General features: G+C 65.2%; 19 protein-coding genes. 10 read left to right on the forward strand and 9 right to left on the reverse strand.

All coding sequences use genetic code 11. From position 1 onward, the window contains the following. Positions 1–478 (reverse strand): EamA family transporter (locus FFS45_RS15215; RefSeq protein ID WP_171029657.1); only part of this gene is annotated, 478 nt, incomplete at its 3' end. A 411-nt stretch (positions 479–889) separates the two neighbouring features. Here FFS45_RS15215 and dapC point away from each other — a divergent pair. The 6 genes from dapC to cls all read left to right on the forward strand — a co-directional run bounded on the left by dapC (position 890) and on the right by cls (position 7,201). Beyond that, positions 890–2,122: a succinyldiaminopimelate transaminase gene (gene dapC, locus FFS45_RS15220; protein ID WP_137955486.1), complete on the forward strand. Its 1,233-nt coding sequence runs from the start codon at positions 890–892 to the stop codon at positions 2,120–2,122. Positions 2,123–2,179: 57 nt separating this feature from the next. Continuing rightward, complete coding sequence (gene dapD, locus FFS45_RS15225; protein WP_137955487.1) at positions 2,180–3,007, forward strand: 2,3,4,5-tetrahydropyridine-2,6-dicarboxylate N-succinyltransferase; 828 nt, start codon at positions 2,180–2,182, stop codon at positions 3,005–3,007. Then, positions 3,007–3,372, forward strand: a complete 366-nt coding sequence (locus tag FFS45_RS15230; protein WP_137955488.1) for an ArsC family reductase — start codon at positions 3,007–3,009, stop codon at positions 3,370–3,372. Before dapD ends, FFS45_RS15230 begins: the two co-directional genes overlap by 1 nt. A 179-nt stretch (positions 3,373–3,551) precedes the next feature. Then, positions 3,552–4,691, forward strand: a complete 1,140-nt coding sequence (dapE, locus tag FFS45_RS15235; RefSeq protein ID WP_137955489.1) for a succinyl-diaminopimelate desuccinylase — start codon at positions 3,552–3,554, stop codon at positions 4,689–4,691. A gap of 45 nt (positions 4,692–4,736) precedes the next feature. Continuing rightward, positions 4,737–5,621 (forward strand): 50S ribosomal protein L3 N(5)-glutamine methyltransferase, encoded by an 885-nt coding sequence (prmB, locus tag FFS45_RS15240; protein WP_137955490.1) that lies wholly within the window; start codon positions 4,737–4,739, stop codon positions 5,619–5,621. 140 nt (positions 5,622–5,761) lie between these two features. Next, positions 5,762–7,201 carry a cardiolipin synthase gene (cls, locus tag FFS45_RS15245; RefSeq protein WP_137955491.1) on the forward strand — a complete coding sequence of 480 codons (1,440 nt, stop codon included), beginning with the start codon at positions 5,762–5,764 and terminating at the stop codon, positions 7,199–7,201. Between the two features lie 19 nt (positions 7,202–7,220). Here cls and FFS45_RS15250 read toward each other — a convergent pair whose 3' ends face one another. Continuing rightward, positions 7,221–7,700 (reverse strand): glutathione peroxidase, encoded by a 480-nt coding sequence (locus FFS45_RS15250; RefSeq protein ID WP_137955492.1) that lies wholly within the window; start codon positions 7,698–7,700, stop codon positions 7,221–7,223. Positions 7,701–7,893: 193 nt separating this feature from the next. On the opposite strand from FFS45_RS15250, the gene FFS45_RS15255 reads away from it, so the two are divergent. Further along, positions 7,894–9,849, forward strand: coding sequence for an ATP-binding cassette domain-containing protein (locus FFS45_RS15255; RefSeq protein WP_137955493.1), 1,956 nt, complete (start codon positions 7,894–7,896; stop codon positions 9,847–9,849). Between the two features lie 88 nt (positions 9,850–9,937). Further along, on the forward strand, positions 9,938–11,101 hold the full coding sequence (locus FFS45_RS15260; RefSeq protein WP_137955599.1) for a CaiB/BaiF CoA-transferase family protein: 1,164 nt from the start codon (positions 9,938–9,940) through the stop codon (positions 11,099–11,101). A gap of 99 nt (positions 11,102–11,200) precedes the next feature. Here the strand turns inward: FFS45_RS15260 and FFS45_RS15265 are convergent, their stop codons facing one another. The 3 genes from FFS45_RS15265 to alr form a co-directional block, all read right to left on the reverse strand. Beyond that, a complete protein-coding gene (locus tag FFS45_RS15265; RefSeq protein WP_090693984.1) occupies positions 11,201–11,464 on the reverse strand; it encodes a DUF2866 domain-containing protein in 264 nt (87 codons plus the stop codon). Positions 11,465–11,605: 141 nt separating this feature from the next. Continuing rightward, positions 11,606–12,982: a DNA repair protein RadA gene (gene radA, locus FFS45_RS15270; protein WP_137955494.1), complete on the reverse strand. Its 1,377-nt coding sequence runs from the start codon at positions 12,980–12,982 to the stop codon at positions 11,606–11,608. A 131-nt stretch (positions 12,983–13,113) separates the two neighbouring features. Beyond that, a complete protein-coding gene (alr, locus tag FFS45_RS15275) occupies positions 13,114–14,184 on the reverse strand; it encodes an alanine racemase (RefSeq protein ID WP_137955495.1) in 1,071 nt (356 codons plus the stop codon). 218 nt (positions 14,185–14,402) lie between these two features. On the opposite strand from alr, the gene lplT reads away from it, so the two are divergent. Both lplT and thiD read left to right on the forward strand, forming a co-directional pair. Further along, positions 14,403–15,710 (forward strand): lysophospholipid transporter LplT, encoded by a 1,308-nt coding sequence (lplT, locus tag FFS45_RS15280; protein WP_137955496.1) that lies wholly within the window; start codon positions 14,403–14,405, stop codon positions 15,708–15,710. A gap of 222 nt (positions 15,711–15,932) precedes the next feature. Continuing rightward, positions 15,933–16,739: a bifunctional hydroxymethylpyrimidine kinase/phosphomethylpyrimidine kinase gene (gene thiD, locus FFS45_RS15285; protein ID WP_137955497.1), complete on the forward strand. Its 807-nt coding sequence runs from the start codon at positions 15,933–15,935 to the stop codon at positions 16,737–16,739. Between the two features lie 67 nt (positions 16,740–16,806). Here thiD and FFS45_RS15290 read toward each other — a convergent pair whose 3' ends face one another. From FFS45_RS15290 to tsaB, 4 genes are read right to left on the reverse strand one after another with little or no spacing between them, the layout of a single operon-like run. Further along, entirely contained in the window at positions 16,807–17,784 is a 978-nt protein-coding gene (locus FFS45_RS15290; protein WP_137955498.1) for a DUF1853 family protein, read from the reverse strand. Beyond that, complete coding sequence (locus FFS45_RS15295) at positions 17,784–18,905, reverse strand: uracil-DNA glycosylase (RefSeq protein ID WP_137955499.1); 1,122 nt, start codon at positions 18,903–18,905, stop codon at positions 17,784–17,786. Before FFS45_RS15295 ends, FFS45_RS15290 begins: the two co-directional genes overlap by 1 nt. Beyond that, entirely contained in the window at positions 18,892–19,386 is a 495-nt protein-coding gene (gene rimI / locus FFS45_RS15300) for a ribosomal protein S18-alanine N-acetyltransferase (protein WP_137955500.1), read from the reverse strand. Before rimI ends, FFS45_RS15295 begins: the two co-directional genes overlap by 14 nt. After that, positions 19,383–20,243: a tRNA (adenosine(37)-N6)-threonylcarbamoyltransferase complex dimerization subunit type 1 TsaB gene (gene tsaB, locus FFS45_RS15305; protein ID WP_137955501.1), complete on the reverse strand. Its 861-nt coding sequence runs from the start codon at positions 20,241–20,243 to the stop codon at positions 19,383–19,385. Before tsaB ends, rimI begins: the two co-directional genes overlap by 4 nt. Positions 20,244–20,339 lie beyond the last annotated feature (96 nt).

Below are 20,339 nucleotides of genomic sequence, written 5' to 3' on the forward strand. Positions count from 1 at the left end.
CGCCCGCGAGGCCCGCCCACTCGGCGAGATTGCCGGGCAACGGCACGCCGAGCTGCGGCGACCAGAGCATGGTCATGGCGCCCGCCAGCGACAGCGCCGCCAGCCCGGCGGCGGCCCACGTCAACCGTTCACGCAGGATGAAATGCGCAAACAGGGCGGTCCAGGCCGGGGTCAGGTAAAACAGCAGCAGCACGCGCATCACCTGGCCGTGGATCGAACCCCACACAAAACCCAGGTTGGTGACGCCGGCGGCCAGCGCGAGCGCGGGCAGCACCCAGTGCCAGCGCACCGTGGCGATGGAGCGGCGGCGCACCAGCAGCACGAACAGGCACCCGGCGCCGCTCGTCAGCGCGCTCGCCGCCGTGCCGGTCACGCCGAGCGCAGCCAGCATGCGCAGCGGATACCAGATCACGCCCCATACCGACGCACCCAGCATGATGGCGAGCGTCGGCCAGCTTGTGCGAAGCCAGTTGTTCATTGGGCCGCGCTCCTGCTGTTTGCCTGAAGGGCGGTCCGAGGTTCGGTCTGAGGTTCGGTTCGAAGTTCGCCCTGAGACTCCTGCTTGAGTCCACCCTGACGCTCACGCTGAATTCTGGTTCGAAGCGCGCCGCCCCCGCACCGTGCCTCGCGGCCGGCCCTGCCCTCGACTGCCAACTGCATCATCTCTCCCAGTTTTGTTTATCCAGGCTGCCCGCCAAGCCATGCGCGCCCCGCCACCCGGCGTCCGCACGCTGCCGCAAGCCTTTAGCCCGGCACGCGGCGCCGTGCGCCACGCTATAATCATCGGTCCGCCGCCGCTGCCGTCCAATCGTCGCACCTCAGCGATTGTGGCTACCGCGCGGGCCCGTCACCTGTCTCTGCCCGTCTTCGATCAGGCTCGATCCGCCAAGTGAACCCGCTACTCGACTCCCTCCAGCCCTATCCGTTCGAAAAGCTGCGCGCGCTTTTCAAGGACGTCACGCCGCCCGCCGGCCTGCCGCACATCAGCTTCGGCATCGGCGAACCGAAACATCCGACTCCGGCGCTGATCCGCGACGCGGTGATCGCCTCGCTCGGCGGCCTGTCGGCGTATCCGGCCACCATCGGCTCGGTGGCGCTGCGCGAGTCGATTGCCGCCTGGGTGACGAAGCGCTACAACCTGCCGCCGGTCGACCCGGCCACTGAGGTGCTGCCGGTCGCCGGTTCCCGCGAGGCGCTGTTTGCGCTTGCGCAGACCGTGATCGACCCGCAGCGAAATGCGGCGGGCGAGCCAGCGATCGTACTCTGCCCGAACCCGTTCTACCAGATTTATGAAGGCGCCGCCCTGCTGGCCGGCGCCCAGCCATACTTTGCCAATAGCGATCCGGCCCGCAATTTTGCCTGCGATTATGCGGCGATCCCGGCAGAGATATGGGCGCGCACCCAGCTGCTCTACGTCTGCTCGCCGGGCAATCCGACCGGCGCGGTGCTGACGCTCGAAGACTGGCGCGAACTGTTCGCGCTGTCCGACCGCTATGGTTTCGTGATCGCCTCCGACGAGTGCTACTCGGAGATCTATTTCGACGAAGCCAAACCGCCGCTCGGCGCACTGGAAGCGGCGCACCGGCTCGGCCGCGGTTTTGAGCGCGTCGTGATGCTCTCCAGCCTGTCGAAGCGCTCGAATGTGCCCGGCATGCGCTCGGGGTTCGTGGCGGGCGACGCGGCCATCCTCAAGCAGTTCCTGCTATACCGGACATACCACGGCGCCGCCTTGTCGACTGTCTATCAGGCTGCGAGCATCGCCGCCTGGAACGACGAAGCGCATGTGCGCGAGAACCGCGCCAAATACGTGCAGAAGTTCGCCACCGTCACGCCGATGCTGGCCGAGGTGCTCGACGTGCGTCTGCCGGATGCCGCCTTTTATCTGTGGGCCGACGTTTCGCGCACGGGCCTCTCCGATACCGAGTTCGCCCAGCGCCTTTACGCCGACTATAATGTGACGGTTCTGCCGGGCTCGTATCTGGCGCGCACTGCGCACAACACGAACCCCGGCCGCAATTTCGTGCGCCTTGCGCTTGTCGCGGATGTCGACGAGTGCACTCAGGGCGCGCAGCGGATCGTCGACTTTTGCCGTGGGCTTGCGAGCAAGTCACACGCCCAGTAACGCTCGGCACCCCTCTTCCTCCGACTTCAACTCTTCAATCCACGTTAAGCCACGAATATGTCGCAACAACTTCAGCAGATCATCGATAACGCCTGGGAAAACCGCGCAGACCTGTCGCCGAAGGCCGCCCCCGCCGACGTGCGCGAGGCCGTCGCACACGCCATCGAACAACTCGACAAGGGTGCACTGCGCGTCGCCGAGAAAAAAGACGGTGATTGGGTCGTCAATCAATGGCTGAAGAAGGCCGTGCTGCTGTCGTTCCGCCTGGAAGACAACGCGCCGATGCCGGCTGGCGGCTACTCTCAGTTCTACGACAAGGTGCCCTCGAAGTTCGCCAGCTACACCGCTGAAGACTTCGCCGCCGGCGGCTTTCGCGTCGTGCCGCCGGCCATCGCGCGCCGCGGCTCGTTCATCGCGAAGAACGTCGTGCTGATGCCGTCGTACACCAACATCGGCGCGTACGTCGACGAAGGCACGATGGTCGACACGTGGGCCACCGTCGGCTCGTGCGCGCAGATCGGCAAGAACGTCCACCTGTCGGGCGGCGTGGGCATCGGCGGCGTGCTGGAGCCGCTGCAGGCCAACCCGGTCATCATCGAAGACAACTGCTTTATCGGCGCGCGTTCGGAAGTCGTGGAAGGCGTGATCGTCGAAGAAAACTCGGTGATCTCGATGGGCGTGTACCTCGGCCAGAGCACCAAGATTTACGACCGCGAAACCGGTGAAGTCACGTATGGCCGCATCCCGGCCGGCTCGGTGGTGGTGGCGGGCAACCTGCCGTCGAAGGACGGCTCGCACAGCCTGTACTGCGCCGTGATCGTCAAGAAGGTCGACGCGAAGACGCGCGCCAAGGTCGGTCTGAACGAGCTGCTGCGAGGCGACTGATGGCACGCGCCAACAAGACGGTCGTGTACGGCATCCCGAACTGCGACACCGTGAAGAAGGCCCGCGTGTGGCTGGAAGAACATGGCGTCGAGTTCGAGTTTCACGATTTCAAGAAGGCCGGCGTCACGGCGCCGCTCGTGCAGGACTGGCTGAAGGACGTCAAGCTCGACGCCCTGCTGAACCGCCGCGGCACGACCTGGCGCGGTCTGTCCGACGACATGAAAGCCGCTGCGGACACCGAATCGGGTGCGATCGCGCTGATGATCCACAAGCCTTCGGTGATCAAGCGGCCGGTGGTGGCCGTCAACGGGCGGGTCAAGACGCTCGGCTTTTCCGCGGACGAGTACGAGAGCCTGTTCGCCTGAAGTTTGCGTGACCTTTGCGTGACCTTTGCGTGACCTTTGCGTGACCTTTGCGTGCTTTTGCCCTGGCGCAAGACCGGCGCCCGTAGTCAGGGCGCCGCGTGCATAAGAAGCTGTTGCCGGCTGCGGCGTTTCACCCGCAGCCGGCATTTTTTCATTTCAAAGTGGCTAGTACTGAATCCATGTCCGGCACCCTCGCCCTTACCGAACAACTGATCGCACGCGCCTCCGTCACGCCCGACGACCAGCATTGCCAGCGCATCCTGATCGAGCGTCTCGCGGCGCTTGGCTTCGAATGCGAGACCATCGAATCGCATGGCGTGACCAATCTGTGGGCCGTCAAGCGCGGCGTCGACGGCACGCGCGGCAAGCTGCTCGTGTTCGCCGGCCACACCGACGTGGTGCCGACCGGCCCGCTCGAGCAGTGGAGTTCGCCGCCGTTCGAGCCGACCCATCGCGACGGCATGCTGTACGGCCGCGGCGCGGCCGATATGAAGACCTCGATTGCCGGCTTCGTGGTGGCAAGCGAGGAGTTCGTGGCGGCGCATCCGGCGCATCGCGGCTCGATCGGCTTCCTGATCACGAGCGACGAAGAAGGCCCCGCCACCGACGGCACCGTCAAGGTGGTCGAAGCGCTGAAGGCGCGCGGCGAACGGCTCGACTACTGCATCGTCGGCGAGCCGACTTCGAGCGTGCAGTTCGGCGACATGGTGAAGAACGGCCGGCGCGGCTCGATGTCCGGCAAGCTCACCGTCAAGGGCGTGCAAGGCCATATCGCCTACCCGCATCTGGCGAAAAACCCCGTGCATCTGCTGGCGCCCGCGCTGGCGGAGCTGGTGGCCGAGCGCTGGGACAACGGCAACGAATACTTCCCGCCCACCACCTGGCAGGTGTCGAACATCCACAGCGGCACGGGCGCGAGCAACGTGATTCCGGGCCATGCCGACGTGATGTTCAACTTCCGTTTCTCGACCGCCAGCACGGTTGAAGGCCTGCAAGGCCGCGTGCATGCGATTCTCGACAAGCATGGTCTCGAATACGATCTGCAATGGTCGGTAAGCGGCCTGCCGTTCCTGACGCCACGTGGCGACCTGTCGAACGCGCTCGCCAAGGCGATCAAGGACGAAACCGGCGTGGACACCGAGCTGTCCACCACCGGTGGCACCTCCGACGGCCGCTTCATCGCGCGCATCTGCGAACAGGTGGTCGAGTTCGGCCCGCTGAACGCCAGCATTCACAAGATCGACGAGCATATCGACGTCAACCATATCGAGCCGCTCAAGAACGTGTACCGGCGCGTGCTCGAACAACTGGTCGCGTAACGTCGTAGTGCGAACCCGTCAAACCCGCCAAGGACACCCCTCTCGATGACGCTCCCGTTTTCCACCGTCCGCGACCTGCTGCGTTTTGCAGTGACGCGCTTTAACCAGGCCGAACTGTCGTTCGGCCATGTCTCGGCCAACGCGTACGACGAAGCCGCTTACCTCGTGCTGCACTCGCTGCATCTGCCGCTCGATCTGCTCGAGCCGTTTCTCGATGCGAAGCTGACCGCGGCCGAAATCGACACCGTTCTGAGCGTGATCGAGCGGCGTGCCACCGAGCGCGTGCCGGCGGCCTATATCACCCAGGAAGCGTGGATGCACGGTTTCCGCTTCCACGTGGACGAACGCGTGATCGTGCCGCGCTCGTTTATCGGCGAGCTGCTGCAGGACGGCCTGCAACCGTACGTCGAAGATCCCGAGCAGGTTGGCGCCGTGCTCGAGCTATGCACCGGCTCCGGGTGCCTCGCGATTCTCGCGGCGCACGCCTTCCCGAACGCCGACGTCGACGCAGTGGACCTCTCAAAACCGGCGCTCGAAGTGGCCACGCGCAACGTGGACGAATACAAACTCGACGACCGCATCGCGCTGTTCGAGGGCGACCTGTTCACCCCGCTGCCCGAGCGCCGCTACGACGTGATCATCACCAACCCGCCGTACGTCAACGCGGAATCGATGGCGGCGCTGCCGCCCGAGTACAGGCATGAGCCCGAAATGGCGCTGGCAGGCGGCGCGGACGGCATGGACATCGTGCGCCGCATCATCTCGCAGGCGCGCAACTGGCTGACCGACGACGGCGTGCTGGTGGTGGAAATCGGCAACGAGCGCGCCAATGTGGAAGCGGCGTTCGGCGGCCTCGACCTCGTGTGGCTGTCGACCAGCGCCGGCGACGACAACGTGTTCCTGATCCAGGCGGCCGATTTGCCTGGCTGACATGCCAGGCTGATTTGCCACATTAATTTGCCTGAGCGAACCCGACCACAACGCGGACGGGTTCGGTAAGATGAGCGCGATCGACTTCCCTGCCCCCAATACTGGGTGGCCGGGAAGCGCATTGAAAAACCTGCGCGCCTATGCAATTTGATTTACTTCATATCGCCCCGCTCGTTGCCCTCGCCCATGTGCTGGGCGTGATCGCGGCGTGCCATGCCATCCTGAACACGCGCACCTCGCAAGGCGCGGTCGCCTGGGCGGTCTCGCTGGTGGCGATGCCGTATCTGACGCTGGTGCCGTATCTGTTTCTCGGCCGCAGCAAGTTCCAGGGCTACGCCGACGCGCGCCGTCTCGAGAACGAATCGCTGCGCACCCAGGCGCATCCTCACGCCTGGGACGAACAGGCCTCCTCGGCCGGCCACCCGACCGAGGCGCTCGGCCACCGGCTGGTGCGCTCGCTCACCCACCTGGGCGGCATGCCCTTCCTGCCCGGTAATACAGTGCGCACGCTGGTGAACGGCGAAGCGACCTTCGCCGCGATCCTCGAAGCGATCGATCAGGCACGCCGCTACATCATCGTGCAGTTCTTCATCGTGAAAGACGATGCGCTCGGCGAGATGCTTAAGGACGCCCTGCTCGCCAAAGCCGCGCAAGGCGTGCGTATCTATTTCCTGTACGACAGTATCGGCAGCTTCGACCTGCCGCACAGCTACGTGACCAAGCTGCGCGCGGGCGGCGTGGAAGTGCATCCGTTTGCCACCAACCGCCGCTTCGTCAACCGCTTCCAGCTCAACTTCCGCAATCACCGCAAGATCGTTTCGGTGGACGGCGAGCGCGCGTTCGTGGGCGGCCATAACGTGGGCGTGGAATATCTCGGCGCCAAGCCGCCTCTTTCGCCGTGGCGCGATACGCATATCGAGGTGCGCGGCCCGGTGGTCGCCAGCATCCAGTTCGTCTTCACCGAAGACTGGTACTGGGCCACCCAGACCCTGCCTGCGCTCGACATGCCGCCGCACCAGCCGACCGATCAGGGCATGCATTGCATCGTCATGCCTACCGGTCCGGCCGACAAGCAGGAGACCTGCTCGCTATTCTTCGTCGAGGCGATCAACGCGGCGCGCGAACGGATCTGGATCACCACGCCCTACCTCGTACCGGACGAAGCGGTGTTTTCGGCACTGCGTCTTGCGGTGCTGCGCGGTGTGGACGTGCGCATTCTGATTCCAAGCCGGCGCGATCACTACGTGGTGTTCGAGGCGTCGAAGCTGTACGCCTACGATTCAGTGCGCGCGGGCATCCGGATCTTCCGCTACCGGCCCGGCTTCCTGCATCAGAAGGTCGTGCTGATCGACAGCGTGGCGGCCGCGATCGGCAGCGCGAATCTCGACAACCGCTCGTTTCGCCTGAACTTCGAGATCATGGTGCTGACAGTGGACCGCGGCTTTGCGGCCGAGGTCGAAGCGATGCTCGAGCGCGACTTTGCCGAAGCCTATGAGATCGACCGCAATGAGTACCGCCGGGCGCCCGCGTTCAGGCGCGTGACCATGCACGTCGCCCGACTGTTCGCGCCGATTCTTTAGCTGCGGGTCCGGCAGCCGGCTACAGCAGCTTGCCGATCTCGTCGGCAATCGCCTCAGGCTTCGTCACCGGCGCGTAGCGTTTGACGACCGTACCGTCGCGGCCCACCAGAAACTTGGTGAAGTTCCATTTGATGGCCTCGAGCCCCAGCAGACCCGGCGCCTCGCCGGTCAGATAGCGGTACAGCGGATGGGCATTGGCGCCGTTCACGTCGATCTTGTCGAACAGCGGGAAGGTCACGCCGTAATTCTTCTCGCAAAAGCTGCCGATCTGCGCCGCATCGCCCGGCTCCTGCTTGCCGAACTGGTTGCAGGGGAAACCGAGAATCTCGAAGTCACGGCCCGCGTAGGTTTCGTACAGCTTCTGCAGGCCGGCGTATTGCGGCGTGAAACCGCATTCGCTCGCCGTATTGACGATCAGCAGCACTTTGCCGCGATATTGCTCCAGGCTGACTTCCTCGCCGCCCAAAGTGCGCGCCGAGAATGAATAAACCGATTCCATGTGTTCTCCCCTGTCGAGCGGAGTTCGCGTTTTAGCGCGCTACCCCGGTTCCATGCGATGTAGTGACCCAAAGGAGTCAGTCTAAGCGAAAAGCCGCTCTCGCACAGTCGGCCGAACGGCCGATCCCCAAGCCCAGCCCGGCGAAGCGCCGGGCAGTCTAAAATAGCGTTTTTCCCAAGCCGGCCTTCTTTTTGTGATCCGCTTTAACCAGTTCAGTCTCGCGCGCGGCACCAAGCCGCTCTTCGAACAAACCACCTTCACCCTGAACCCCGGCGAAAAAGCCGGCCTGGTCGGGGCGAATGGCGCGGGCAAGTCGACCCTGTTTGCCGTGCTGCTCGGCGAACTGCATGCGGACGCCGGTGATTTCTCCATGCCGCCGTCGTGGCAAATCGCCCACGTGGCGCAGGAAACCCCTGCCGTCGACAAGACCGCGCTCGCCTATACGCTCGACGGCGACGCCGCCCTGCGCGCCATCGAGGCCGCAATCGCCGCCGCCTCGGCCGCGCATGACGGCGCCGCCGAAGGCGAGGCGCACGCGGCCTTTGCCGACGCCGACGGCTACACCGCGCCGGCGCGCGCCGAAGCGCTGCTGCTCGGCCTCGGCTTCACGCTCGAGCAGACGCGCCTGCCGGTGGCAAGCTTTTCGGGCGGCTGGCGCATGCGCCTGAATCTCGCCCAGGCGCTGATGTGCCGCTCCGACCTGCTGCTGCTCGACGAGCCGACCAACCACCTGGATCTCGATGCGATCGTCTGGCTCGAAGACTGGCTGCACCGCTATCCAGGCACGCTGATCGTGATTTCGCACGACCGCGAATTTCTCGATTCGGTCTGCAACGTGACGCTGCATCTGGAGCAGCAGCAGCAGATCAAGCGCTATGGCGGCAATTATTCGCAGTTCGAAATCCTGCGCGCCCAGCAGATCGCCCTGCAGCAGAGCGCCTATGAGAAGCAGCGGCGCACGGTCGAGCATCTGCAGAGCTACATCAACCGCTTCAAGGCGCAGGCCACCAAGGCGCGCCAGGCGCAAAGCCGGGTGAAGGCGCTCGAAAAGATGGAGCTAATCGCGCCGGCCCATGCGGCCTCGCCGTTCACGTTCGAGTTCCGCACCCCGGACTCCGCGCCCAACCCCATGATGGTGATGGAAGGCGTGCGCTGCGGCTATCGCAACGAAAGCGGCGAAATTCCGATTGTCGAGCAGGTCAACCTGTCCATCCAGAACGGCCAGCGGATCGGCCTGCTCGGCGCCAACGGCCAGGGTAAATCCACGCTCATCAAGACGCTCGCCGGCACGCTCGAGGCGCTCGGCGGCGGTGTGCGCGAAGGCAAAGGGCTGCGGATCGGCTACTTCGCGCAGCATCAGCTCGAAACGCTGCGCCCGCAAGACTCGGCGCTGCAGCACCTGGCGCGGCTCGCACCCGATACCCGTGAGCAGGAGCTGCGCGATTACCTCGGCGGCTTCAACTTCTCCGGTGAAATGGCCACCGCCGCGATTGCGCCGTTTTCCGGCGGCGAGAAGGCCCGTCTCGCGCTCGCGCTGGTGATCTGGCAAAAACCGAACCTGCTGCTGCTCGACGAGCCGACCAATCACCTGGATCTGGAAACACGCCACGCGCTCACCATGGCGCTTGCGCAGTTCGAAGGCACGCTGATCCTCGTTTCGCACGACCGGCATCTGCTGCGCGCCACCACCGATCAATTCATGCTGGTGGCGAAACACCGTCTGCAACCGTTCGACGGCGATCTCGACGACTACCGCGACTGGCTGCTGCAGCACGCCGCCGAACAGCGCCTCGCGCTGAAGGCCGGTAACGGCACCAGTACCGCTGGCGGAGGCGGCGCGGCGAACGGCGAAGACAGCGCGGCAAACCGCAAGGAACAGCGCCGCCAGGACGCGGAGACACGCCAGAAGCTGGCGCATCTGAAGAAGCCGCTGCAGAGCCGCATCAGCAAGATCGAAAAGGAAATGGACGCGCTCAACACCGAAAAGGCGACGCTGGATACGTTCGTTGCCGATCCGGCGAGTTACGATCCGCAGCAGAAGAGCAAACTGACGGAAGCCATCCGGCGTCAGGCGGATGTGAATGCGCGCCTCGAAGCGCTCGAAGCCGAATGGCTCGATACTCACGAGGAGCTTGAACAGATCGGCTAGCAGCGCGTCATACGTGGCCGCGCCAGCTGCACCGGCATCAACGGGCGTTTTCCAAAGAGAGAGGTTGGCATTGACGTCTCCCGCTGCATTGCAAGGCCTTCGTGTACTTGACCTGACGCGTCTGTTGCCCGGCCCGGTCGCGGCGCTACGCCTCGCGGAAATGGGCGCGGACGTGCTGAAGATCGAAGCGCCCGGCGCCGGCGACCCCACCCGGACAATGCTGCAGGCGTCGAGCGATCGCGTCGCCGGCCGCCCCGGCGTGTTCTACCGCATGGTCAACCGCGGCAAGCGCGAAACGCGCCTCGACCTCAAGTCCGAAGCGGGCCGCACCGTGCTGCGCGCGCTGGCGCGCGAAGCCGACGTGCTGATCGAGAGCTTCCGGCCCGGCGTGATGGAGCGCCTCGGCATCGGCTACGAAGCCCTGAGCGCGCTCAATCCCAAGCTCGTCTACTGCGCGATCACCGGCTATGGATCGACGGGGCCGTTCGCCAGTCAGGCCGGCCACGATCTGAACTACATCGCCTACGCGGGTGTGCTCGAGCAACTGGCGAGCCGCGACGGCGCGCCGATCCTGCCGAACTTTCAGATTGCCGACCTGCTCGGCGGCGCGGCGAGCGCGGTCGCGCAGATTCTCGCGGCGCTGTGGCATGTGGCACGCGGCGGCAATGGCCGCTTCGTCGATGTGTCGATGTCGCACATCACCCACGCCAACAATTTTCTGGCGCACGTCTCGCTCGCCAATGACGGCGCAGCGCCACCGGCAGGCGGTGGCCTGCTCAACGGCGGTGTGCCCTGCTACAACCTGTATCGGACCCGGGACGGCCGCTGGCTCGCGGTCGCGGCGCTCGAACTGAAGTTCTGGGAAACGCTGTGCTACGCGCTCGATCGCCCCGAATGGGCGTTCCGGCACTGGAGCGTCGGACAGGCCATCGGCGGCCCGGATGCGGTGGCGCTGATGCAGGACATGACCGGCCTGATCGCCAGCCGTCCGCTGGAAGATTGGGTAAGGTTACTGGAGCCGCTCGATTGCTGCGTCTCGCCGGTGCTCACCCCGGCAGAGGCCGCGCAGCATCCGCTTTTCAATCCGCAGGCTGAGGCCGAGGTCGACGCGAGCGCCCAGGTGAACGACGAAGCGCACGGAGCGCAGAAAGTGCACAAAGCGCACAAAGCGTACGAAGAGGCCGATGAGGCCAACAGAGGCAACCGGGCCGATGGAGCGCCCGATGCCGGCGAGGCCGGCCGGCCTCAATAGACGCACGCTTCGGATACGGATGCGGAAAGCACCGCAAAGACAATGCGAGGGCACTGAACGCGCTTCAGGCCACCGCAGCGCTCGTGCAGCCAGCATCGCCTAGCGCCGTGGCAAAGTCTGCCGCGGCGCCCGCTCGTCGTCGTACAGCATGTATTTGCGGCCTTCGACATGGCGGTCGATGGTGGCGCGGACTTCGTCGGGCGTGACGTTTTCAGCAACGACGCGCCGCGAAATCTGGCCAGTCGTATCGATCCATTCGACGATCCGGCACGCGCCGCCCCAGGGCTGACGGATGGGTGCGGAGACTCGGCAGCCGCGCACCAGCATGGGACGCTCGGTCACGGTTTCATAAGACTGTTTCAAGGCGCGATCCTTTTCCGCTTGAGAGGGATGGCAGACCCGCCCAGCTTAGGGAATACGCGTGTTGCGTTGGTTACAGCCTTGACCCAGTTATTTACGGAGCATTACGCGGCGCTTGCTGCAAAAATGCCCGCCGGACGACGCTCACTCTAGCGTGCGGATCCTGTCGATGGCCTGTTCGAGGCGGTCCACGGCAATAACCTGTAAGCCGTCAATCGGCTGCTTGGGCGCATTCGCCTTGGGAATCAGCGCAACCGAGAAGCCCAGCTTGGCGGCTTCCTTGAGCCGGTCCTGGCCGCGCGGCGATGGGCGGATCTCGCCCGCCAGCCCCACTTCGCCGAACACGATCAACCCCTTGGGCAACGCTTTGTTACGCATCGACGAATGAATGGCCAGCAGCACCGCAAGGTCGGCGGCCGGCTCGGTAATCTTGACGCCGCCCACCGCATTCAGAAACACGTCCTGATCGAAGCAGGCAATCCCGGCGTGGCGGTGCAGCACGGCAAGCAGCATCGCCAGACGATTCTGTTCCAGCCCCACCGCGAGCCGGCGCGGATTCGGCACGTTGGCCGCATCCACCAGCGCCTGCACTTCCACCAGCAGCGGCCGCGAGCCCTCCTGGGTCACCAGCACGCAGGAACCCGGCACGATCTGCTCGTGCTGCGAGAGAAACAGCGCCGACGGGTTCGCCACGCCGCGCAGACCGCGCTCGGTCATGGCGAATACGCCAAGTTCGTTGACCGCGCCGAAGCGGTTCTTGAACGCGCGCACGAGGCGAAACGACGAGTGCGTATCGCCTTCGAAGTACAGTACCGTATCGACAATGTGTTCGAGCACGCGCGGGCCGGCCAGATTGCCTTCCTTGGTCACATGCCCGACCATGATGATCGCGGTGCCCGACTGCTTGGCGATACGCGTGAGTTGCGCGGCGCACTCGCGCACCTGCGCGACCGAGCCGGGCGCCGAGGTCAGCGCCTCGGAATACACCGTCTGGATCGAATCGATCACGGCGACGTCGGGCCGCTCGCTTTCGATCGTCGCCTGGATTTTTTCGAGCTGGATTTCGGCCAGCAGCCTGAGTTCGCTCGCCTTCGAGCCTGGATCGAGCAGCGACAGCCGTTGCGCCCGCAACGCAATCTGCGCCGCCGATTCTTCGCCGCTGATATAGAGCGCACGCCGGTCGTGAGCGATTTCCGCGAGCGACTGCAGCAGCAGCGTCGATTTGCCGATGCCCGGATCGCCGCCGATCAGCACCACCCCGCCCGGCACCAGACCGCCGCCCAGCACGCGGTCGAATTCGCTGACGCCGGTCGAGAAGCGCGGCACATCCGATGCTTCGATGTCCGCAAGGCGCTGTACCGCCGCGCTCCTGGCGAGCGACTGAAAGCGGTGCGCGGAGGGCGATTCGGCCACCGTCTCCACCAGCGTGTTCCACGCATGGCATGCCGGGCACTGGCCCTGCCACTTGGGCGCCTGCCCGCCGCATTCGGTGCAGGTGTACATCGTCTTCTGTTTAGCCACGCGCCCTTGCCTTGCCTGTTTGTCGAATTGAAATGGTTGAATGTGCCGAGGCTGTCGAACCGGTCAGCCGCAAGGTCTGCCTGCGACGCCAAACCGACGCCGCCATGTCGCAGTGCCCCGGTGTTACCTACTTACTCAGCGCGTACCGGCACGCGCGGCGCCACCGCGCACATCAGCTCATAGCCGATCGTGCCGCAAGCCTGAGCGACGTCGTCGATCGGCAAGGCGTTACCCCACAGCTCGACGCGCGAACCGACACTGGCCGTGGGGCACGGCGTCAGATCCACGGTGAGCATATCCATCGACACCCGGCCCACGACCCGCGTGCGCACGCCGTCGACGATCACCGGCGTGCCTTCGGGCGCCACGCGCGGATAGCCGTCCGCATAACCGCACGCCACCACGCCGATGCGCGTGGCAGTGCGCGTCCTGAAGATCGACCCGTAGCCCACGGTCTGTCCCTCGGGGACGTTCTGCACCGCGATCAGCTCCGAAGCGAGCGTCATGGCCGGCTGCAGGCCGGTGCCCTCGATGGCTCCCGTGACTCCTGACGGCGATGCGCCGTACAGGATGATGCCCGGGCGCACCCAGTCGAAATGCGACGACGGATGCCACAGCGTAGCCGCCGAATTGGCGAGGCTACGCGCGCCCGCGATACCCTGCGCGCCACGCTCGAACGCCTCCATCTGGTAGGCGACGCCGCGCTCGGTATCCGCGTCCGAGAAATGCGTCATCAGCGTAATCTGGCCCACACCCTGGCAGGCGCGCGCGCGCTCCCACGCCGCACGAAAACGCTCCGGCGTATAGCCGAGGCGATTCATGCCGCTGTTCATTTTCAACTGAATATTGACCGGTTTGGACAGACGCGCCATTTCCAGCATGCGCAGTTGTTCGTCCGAGTGCAGCGCGGTGCTCAGGCTGTAGCGGTCGATCACATCGATATCGGTGGGGCGAAAAAAGCCCTCGAGCAAAAGAATCGGACCGGCCCAGCCCAATTCACGCAACTTCACCGCTTCTTCAAGGTCGAGCAATCCAAAGCCGTCCGTTGCGCGCAAACCGGGAAAGGCTCTGGCGAGCCCGTGTCCGTATGCGTTGGCCTTGACGACCGCCCAGATCTTCGAATTTGGGGCATAACGGCGGACGACGGCGAGGTTATTGGCAAGTGCAGCGGTGTGAATGGTGGCTGAGAGGGGGCGCGGCATGGGAAATTTTCGTAAAGACGCTTGCGAATCAGGAGCTTACAGTGCGTTTTCAGTGCTCAGGAGCCCGCTGGGCGGTGCGATCAAGGATTCTGCTAGTCCGGATTCAGCTATTTTCATGATATAAAGCCGTGCGCACAACCCATTTCGAACGGAATAAGCCCGGACGCCTTGCACACGGCCGGGGCGGACAGACCGCAGCGAGGACAGCATCGCATCAGATGAAAAAAGGTTTTTACACCATCATGGCCGCGCAGTTTTTTTCATCGCTGGCCGACAATGCGCTTCTGATCGCTGCTATTGCACTGCTGAAAGATCTTCACGCCCCAAACTGGATGACGCCGCTGCTCAAGCTGTTTTTTGTGCTGTCGTACGTCGTCCTTGCTGCCTTTGTAGGCGCCTTTGCCGACTCGCGCCCGAAGGGGCACGTGATGTTCGTCACCAACACCATCAAGGTGGTCGGCTGCTTCACGATGCTGGTGGGCGCGCATCCGCTGATTGCGTACGGCATCGTCGGCTTTGGGGCCGCGGCCTACTCGCCCGCCAAATACGGCATTCTCACCGAACTGCTGCCGCCTGACCGGCTCGTCGCCGCGAACGGCTGGATCGAAGGCACCACAGTCGGCTCGATCATTCTAGGCACCGTATTAGGCGGCGCATTGATCAGCCCGCATATTGCCTCGCACATACTCAAGCACCATATTCCGACCGTCAACACGCCGGCCGAAGCCGCGATGCTGGTCATCATGGCCATCTATGTGATTGCCGCGCTATTTAATCTGCGTATTCCGGACACCGGCGCGCGCTATCCGAAACAGGAACGCGGCCCGATCAAGCTCATCACCGATTTCGCCGACTGCTTCCAGGTACTGTGGCACGACAAGCTGGGCCAGATTTCGCTCGCCGTCACGACGCTGTTCTGGGGTGCGGGCGCCACGCTGCAGTTCATCGTGCTGAAGTGGGCGGAGGTCTCGCTCGGCATGTCGCTTTCCGAAGGCGCGATCCTCCAGGCGGTGGTGGCCGTCGGCGTGGCCGCGGGCGCTATCATCGCCGCCTCGCGCGTGCCGCTCAAGAAGTCGCTTTCGGTGCTGCCGGTCGGCATCGTGATGGGCATCGCGGTGATGATGATGGCCTTCTACACCCGCGACCTGTTCCCCGCGCATTGGGGCCTCTATTTCGGCCGCATGCATGTGCCGGGCTATCTGATTCTCGCCTATATCTTCCTGATGGTCGTCGGCGGCCTGTCGGGCTTTTTCGTGGTCCCGATGAATGCGCTGCTGCAGCATCGCGGCCACGTGCTGCTGTCGGCCGGTCACTCCATCGCCGTGCAGAACTTCAACGAGAATCTCTCGGTGCTCGTGATGCTGTGCCTGTATGCGGTGCTGGTATGGCTCGACGTGCCGGTGTCGGCGGTGATCGTGCTGTTCGGCACTTTCGTCTGTGTGATGATGTGGTTCGTGATGCGGCGTCACCAGGCGAACCAGCGCGCCTTCGATTCGGTCGCGCTGATTGGCGAAGTGAAGCACTGACGGCACGCCGGGCGCGGGTTGGGGTCCGAGCCGGTGGCGCCAAGCGGCAACGAGCGGCACCATTCGGCACCAAGCAGCATCTAGCGGCACTGGGCAGCACCACGCAGCAACCAGGAGTGCCGGGCGGCAGTCCGCGGCCCGCGCCAGTACCTTGAGTACCCCGCGTACCTTGAGCATCAGGATCAAGCAACGCAGCCGCGATCCTCTCTTTCCAGCCTTGCCATGACTCAACCCATTCCCAACGTCCTGACGATCGCCGGTTCCGACTCCGGTGGCGGCGCCGGCATTCAGGCCGACCTCAAGGCCTTTTCCGCGCTCGGCGCCTATGGCGCAAGCGTGATTACGGCGCTCACCGCACAAAACACGCGCGGCGTGACGGCGATCCATACGCCGGACCCGGCGTTTGTCGCCGCGCAGCTCGACGCGGTATTCGACGATATCCGCATCGACGCGGTGAAGATCGGCATGCTGGCGAACGCGCAGATTGCACGGGCCGTGGCGGAAGCGCTAAGACGCCATCGGCCGAAGCACGTGGTGCTCGACACCGTGATGATCTCCAAGAGCAATCACGCGTTGCTGCTGCCTGACGCGGTGGCGGTGGTGCGCGATGAGTTGCTGCCGCTCGCCGATCTGCTGACACCGAATCTGCCGGAGGCCGCCGAGTTGCTGGGGCGCGCCACCGCAACCGATGAAGCGCAGATGATCGAACAGGGTGAAGCCCTGCGCGCACTCGGCGCACGCGCCGTGCTGATGAAAGGCGGCCATCTCGCGGCCGCCGACAGCCCCGACTGGCTGGTGCAGGACAGCGGCACGCTGCGCCTGGGTGCGCCGCGCGTGCCGGTGAAGAACACGCATGGCACGGGATGCACGCTGTCGGCATCGATTGCGGCCTTGATTCCGCAACGCGGCGACCTCGCAAGCGCGGTTGCGGATGCGAAGGCGTATCTGACCGGAGCGCTTGAAGCGAGCGGCCAGCTCGACGTCGGCAAGGGCGTCGGACCGGTGCATCATTTTTATCGCTGGTGGTGAAACGGGGCTGGTGGCGGTGCCTCGTTGCCTCGTTGCCGATAGGTAGGCCCGGCGCCATTGAGCAGCGTCACTGCCTCGCAAACGCCTGCGCCTTCTGCGGCCAGTCGTCCGGCACGATAAAGCCGCGCGAGCGCTCGACCCAGCGCCCTGCATCGTCGGTATGGAAAGCCGCGACCATGGTCGGGCCATTCTGATGTGCGATCCGCTCGCCAAGCGCAGCCACGTCGACAAACGCAATGCCTTCGGCCTCGGCCACACCCGCTTCATGGCGCCGCGGTGCAAGCCATTCCAGACGCGGCAAGACTCGCCACGCCTGTGCATGCCCAGCCGCGAAAGCAGGCCAGTCCGCACGCGTCGACCACCAGCCGCGCGCATGCGCAGGATCGATTTCCACCGGATCGCTGCTCGTCTCGCCCTGCCGGTAAAACAGCCAGCCCTTGATGAACATCTGCGGCTCCCACGGCCCCGTGTGTCCGAGCGTGACGAATTCTTCCCGTCCGCTGAGCGGCAACTGATGATCGAGCAAGTGGCTGAGCTTCAGATCGAAGCGGTCCTGCAGATTGGGGCCCACGTAATCCGACAGTTGCGCCCGCCCGTCCCCTGCGTGCAGATAGCATTTGACGGCCAGTTCCCAATGAAGGCGCCGCCCCGCTCGCGTCTGCACCAGAAAATCGCACTCGCCCAGGGTAAGGCCCGCTCGCCGCAGCGGCACGTTCGCGGCGATCAGGCGCGCAGTCGGCCCATGTTGCAGGAACCACGCGAGCAGGCATTCCGCGTAACGGCCAAGGCGCGTGACGCGAGCCGCCGCGATGTCGTTTTTGAGTGCGCTCGCGTCGGCATCAAGCGCGAGCAGCCAGTCGATAGTGGCAGTCAGTTCTTCCGGCGTTTCGAACGCGCTGGCCAGCATCCCCACCGGTGGTTGCGCGCGCAACAAATCCGCGCTGAACAGCAGCCAGGCCAGATCGCGCACCGCGGGCTCGCGCAGCGCATCCCACTGTGCCGTGGGCACAGCGGCCGGGAGCAAGGCCGGCCGGGGGGCGTTCATCAGTTACCCGGCGCACCGGCCGTCTTGCGCCAGGTATCGCGGGCGAGGCACAGGTCGGTCCAGGCCTTGGCCTTGTCCGGCAAGCTGCGCAGCAGATAGGCCGGATGATACGTGACGATCACAGGCACGCCCTCGTACTGGTGTACGCGGCCGCGCAACGACGAAATGCTGGCGTCGGTCTTCAGCAGGCTCTGCGCGGCGAAACGGCCGAGCGCGATGATCAGCTTCGGTTTGACGAGCGCAACCTGACGCTGCAGGTACGGCTCGCAACGCGCCACCTCGTCAGGCTCGGGATTGCGGTTGCCGGGCGGCCGGCACTTGATCACGTTGGCGATGTAGACGTTGGTGTCGCGCGCGAGCGTCAACGAGCGCAGCATGTTGTCGAGCAGCTTGCCGGCCTGGCCGACGAACGGCTCGCCCTGACGGTCCTCGTTTTCTCCGGGGGCCTCGCCGATCAGCATCCAGTCGGCGTTGCGGTCGCCGACGCCGAATACCGTGTTGGTGCGCTTCTCACACAAGCGGCAACGTTCGCAACCCGCCACGCGTTCGGCGAGCGCGTCCCAGTCGAGCGTGTGGACGGTCGGTTCGGCGCGCTCGGCCGGCACCTCGCGCGCTTGCCCCGGCGGGTGAGCCGGGAGGTCGTCGAACCAGGCGAAATCGTCGTCGGGAGGGGCGGATGCCGGGGCCGAAGGCGCGGCCGGTTCGGTGCGTGCCGAGTGGGCTACCTGAGTGGTCTGCACAGGGCGGGCAGCGGGCGGACGCGGGGCGGGTGCTCGTGCCGGAGCATCGTTGCGGCCCTCGTCGCGCGCCGGAACCACTTCGCGCATCTCTGTGCGGCTTGGCGCGGCGACGCTGTCATCCTCAGTACGCGCAACAGCGTGGGGACGCGGTGCAGCTACGCGCGAGACCGGTTCGAATGCGTCGTCGCGCGCTCCCGCAGCAGGGTGACGCTCCTCCGCACCGCGAAGCGCATCTGCCGCCGAGCCATCCATCAAGCCTTGCACAGGCGCGTCAGGCGCCGCTGCTTGCCCAGCCTCAGCAGCACCCGCCTGCCCCATGCCGCGGCGCACCCACATCGGCGCAAGGCCGAACTCCTCCAGCGCGGATTCATGCAGCGCCATTTGCGCCCTCCCTGGCAAACGAAAAACGCATCACAATGGCGTCCTCCCGGCTGCGATGACGCGCCGGATAGTAGTTCTTGCGACGGCCAATCGAAGCAAAGCCGAAGCGTTCATAAAGCCGGATGGCCCGGTGGTTCGACGGCCGCACTTCAAGCAGCAGTCCCTCAAGTTTTTCGTTGCGCGTAATGCGCACCGCTTCACGCAGCAGCGACAACCCGGCGCCCGCGCCCTGCGCGGCCGGCGCCACGCACAGGTTGAGCAGATGCATCTCGTCGACCACCGGCATCAGCACGCAATAACCGATCAGGGCGCCGGTGACGTGGCGCAGACAGATGCCGAAGTAGCCGTTGCGCAGCGAATCTTCGAAATTGCCGCGGCTCCACGGAAACTCATACGCCGCTTTTTCGATGATAGCGACCTCGTCGAGATCGCCTTCGGTCATTGGCGACATGTAGCGGTCCGCCAGCAACACGCCGCTCATCGTCCGCCCTCGCCCTGCGGTGCAACGTAGGGGGCAGTCTGCGAAGCCGCGTGCCTGGCGCCGGCATCCTGCCCGGCCTCCCCGGCCTTTTCAGCCTCGCCGGCCGTCCCGGTCTTTGCGGCTTTCTCCGCCATCCGCTCTGCGGTGGTTTGCGCAACCTTGTCGCGCACATATTCGGGCGCCGCCTGCTCCGCCGGCACCGTGCGGCCCGCACGCAGCGCGCGCAGTGCCGCAAAGGCGAGAGGCAGCGCATGCGGCAGCGCTTCGGCGTCAATGGCTCTGGCTACCGTGCTCGCCACGAGGCGCTCGCCAAAGGCAGCGGCGGCATTGCCTGCCAGCGTAAACGGCGCGCCGGGCAGGCTCAGCCGGTCCGGCGCATCGAGCGACGCGGACTGGATGGTGCGCCATTCGCCCTGGGCGTCGTCCCACTCATAATCGGCCCAGTAGACCTCGTCCATGCGGGCGTCGAGCGCCGCCAGCACGCGCTTGACCGACGGATCGCGTAAACGCGCGCTCTCGGCGCAGGCGAGCAAGGTGCCGATCGGCACCACCGGGCAATTCAGGCCGAACGCGAGTCCCTGCGCGACACCCGTCGCGGTGCGCAGACCGGTGAACGAGCCGGGACCCGCTCCGAAGGCAATCGCATCGCAGTCGGCCAGCGCGAGGCCGGCTTCGTCGAACAGTTCGCGGATCGCCGGCAACAGGCGCGTGCTGGACACGGCGCCGGTCGCTTCGTGACGCACCCAGGTGCGCGGTTCGGAGGCAGGAGCGCCCGGCGCGTCGACGGCGGCGGACAGAAGCGCGACCGAGCAATATTCGGTCGACGTATCGAGGGCAAGCAGCACAGTTCGGGTCATGACCGCTATTGTAATGCGACGCCTCGCCTTGCCGGGCACGCAGCGTGCATGCAGCGCCGCGGACCCGGGGGCGTGCTCCGCTCACGTGGTTCCGCG

This window comes from Burkholderia sp. 4M9327F10 (assembly GCF_005503145.1).
Lineage (GTDB): Bacteria > Pseudomonadota > Gammaproteobacteria > Burkholderiales > Burkholderiaceae > Paraburkholderia.

Bases quoted from the DNA above. Each gene is read 5' to 3' on its own strand.
- thiD (WP_137955497.1), top strand. From the start codon at position 15,933: ATGACTCAACCCATTCCCAACGTCCTGACGATCGCCGGTTCCGACTCC.
- alr (WP_137955495.1), bottom strand. From the start codon at position 14,184: ATGCCGCGCCCCCTCTCAGCCACCATTCACACCGCTGCACTTGCCAAT.
- dapE (WP_137955489.1), top strand. From the start codon at position 3,552: ATGTCCGGCACCCTCGCCCTTACCGAACAACTGATCGCACGCGCCTCC.
- FFS45_RS15250 (WP_137955492.1), bottom strand. From the start codon at position 7,700: ATGGAATCGGTTTATTCATTCTCGGCGCGCACTTTGGGCGGCGAGGAA.
- FFS45_RS15290 (WP_137955498.1), bottom strand. From the start codon at position 17,784: ATGAACGCCCCCCGGCCGGCCTTGCTCCCGGCCGCTGTGCCCACGGCA.
- cls (WP_137955491.1), top strand. From the start codon at position 5,762: ATGCAATTTGATTTACTTCATATCGCCCCGCTCGTTGCCCTCGCCCAT.
- FFS45_RS15295 (WP_137955499.1), bottom strand. From the start codon at position 18,905: ATGGCGCTGCATGAATCCGCGCTGGAGGAGTTCGGCCTTGCGCCGATG.
- lplT (WP_137955496.1), top strand. From the start codon at position 14,403: ATGAAAAAAGGTTTTTACACCATCATGGCCGCGCAGTTTTTTTCATCG.
- tsaB (WP_137955501.1), bottom strand. From the start codon at position 20,243: ATGACCCGAACTGTGCTGCTTGCCCTCGATACGTCGACCGAATATTGC.
- dapD (WP_137955487.1), top strand. From the start codon at position 2,180: ATGTCGCAACAACTTCAGCAGATCATCGATAACGCCTGGGAAAACCGC.
- rimI (WP_137955500.1), bottom strand. From the start codon at position 19,386: ATGAGCGGCGTGTTGCTGGCGGACCGCTACATGTCGCCAATGACCGAA.
- prmB (WP_137955490.1), top strand. From the start codon at position 4,737: ATGACGCTCCCGTTTTCCACCGTCCGCGACCTGCTGCGTTTTGCAGTG.
- FFS45_RS15230 (WP_137955488.1), top strand. From the start codon at position 3,007: ATGGCACGCGCCAACAAGACGGTCGTGTACGGCATCCCGAACTGCGAC.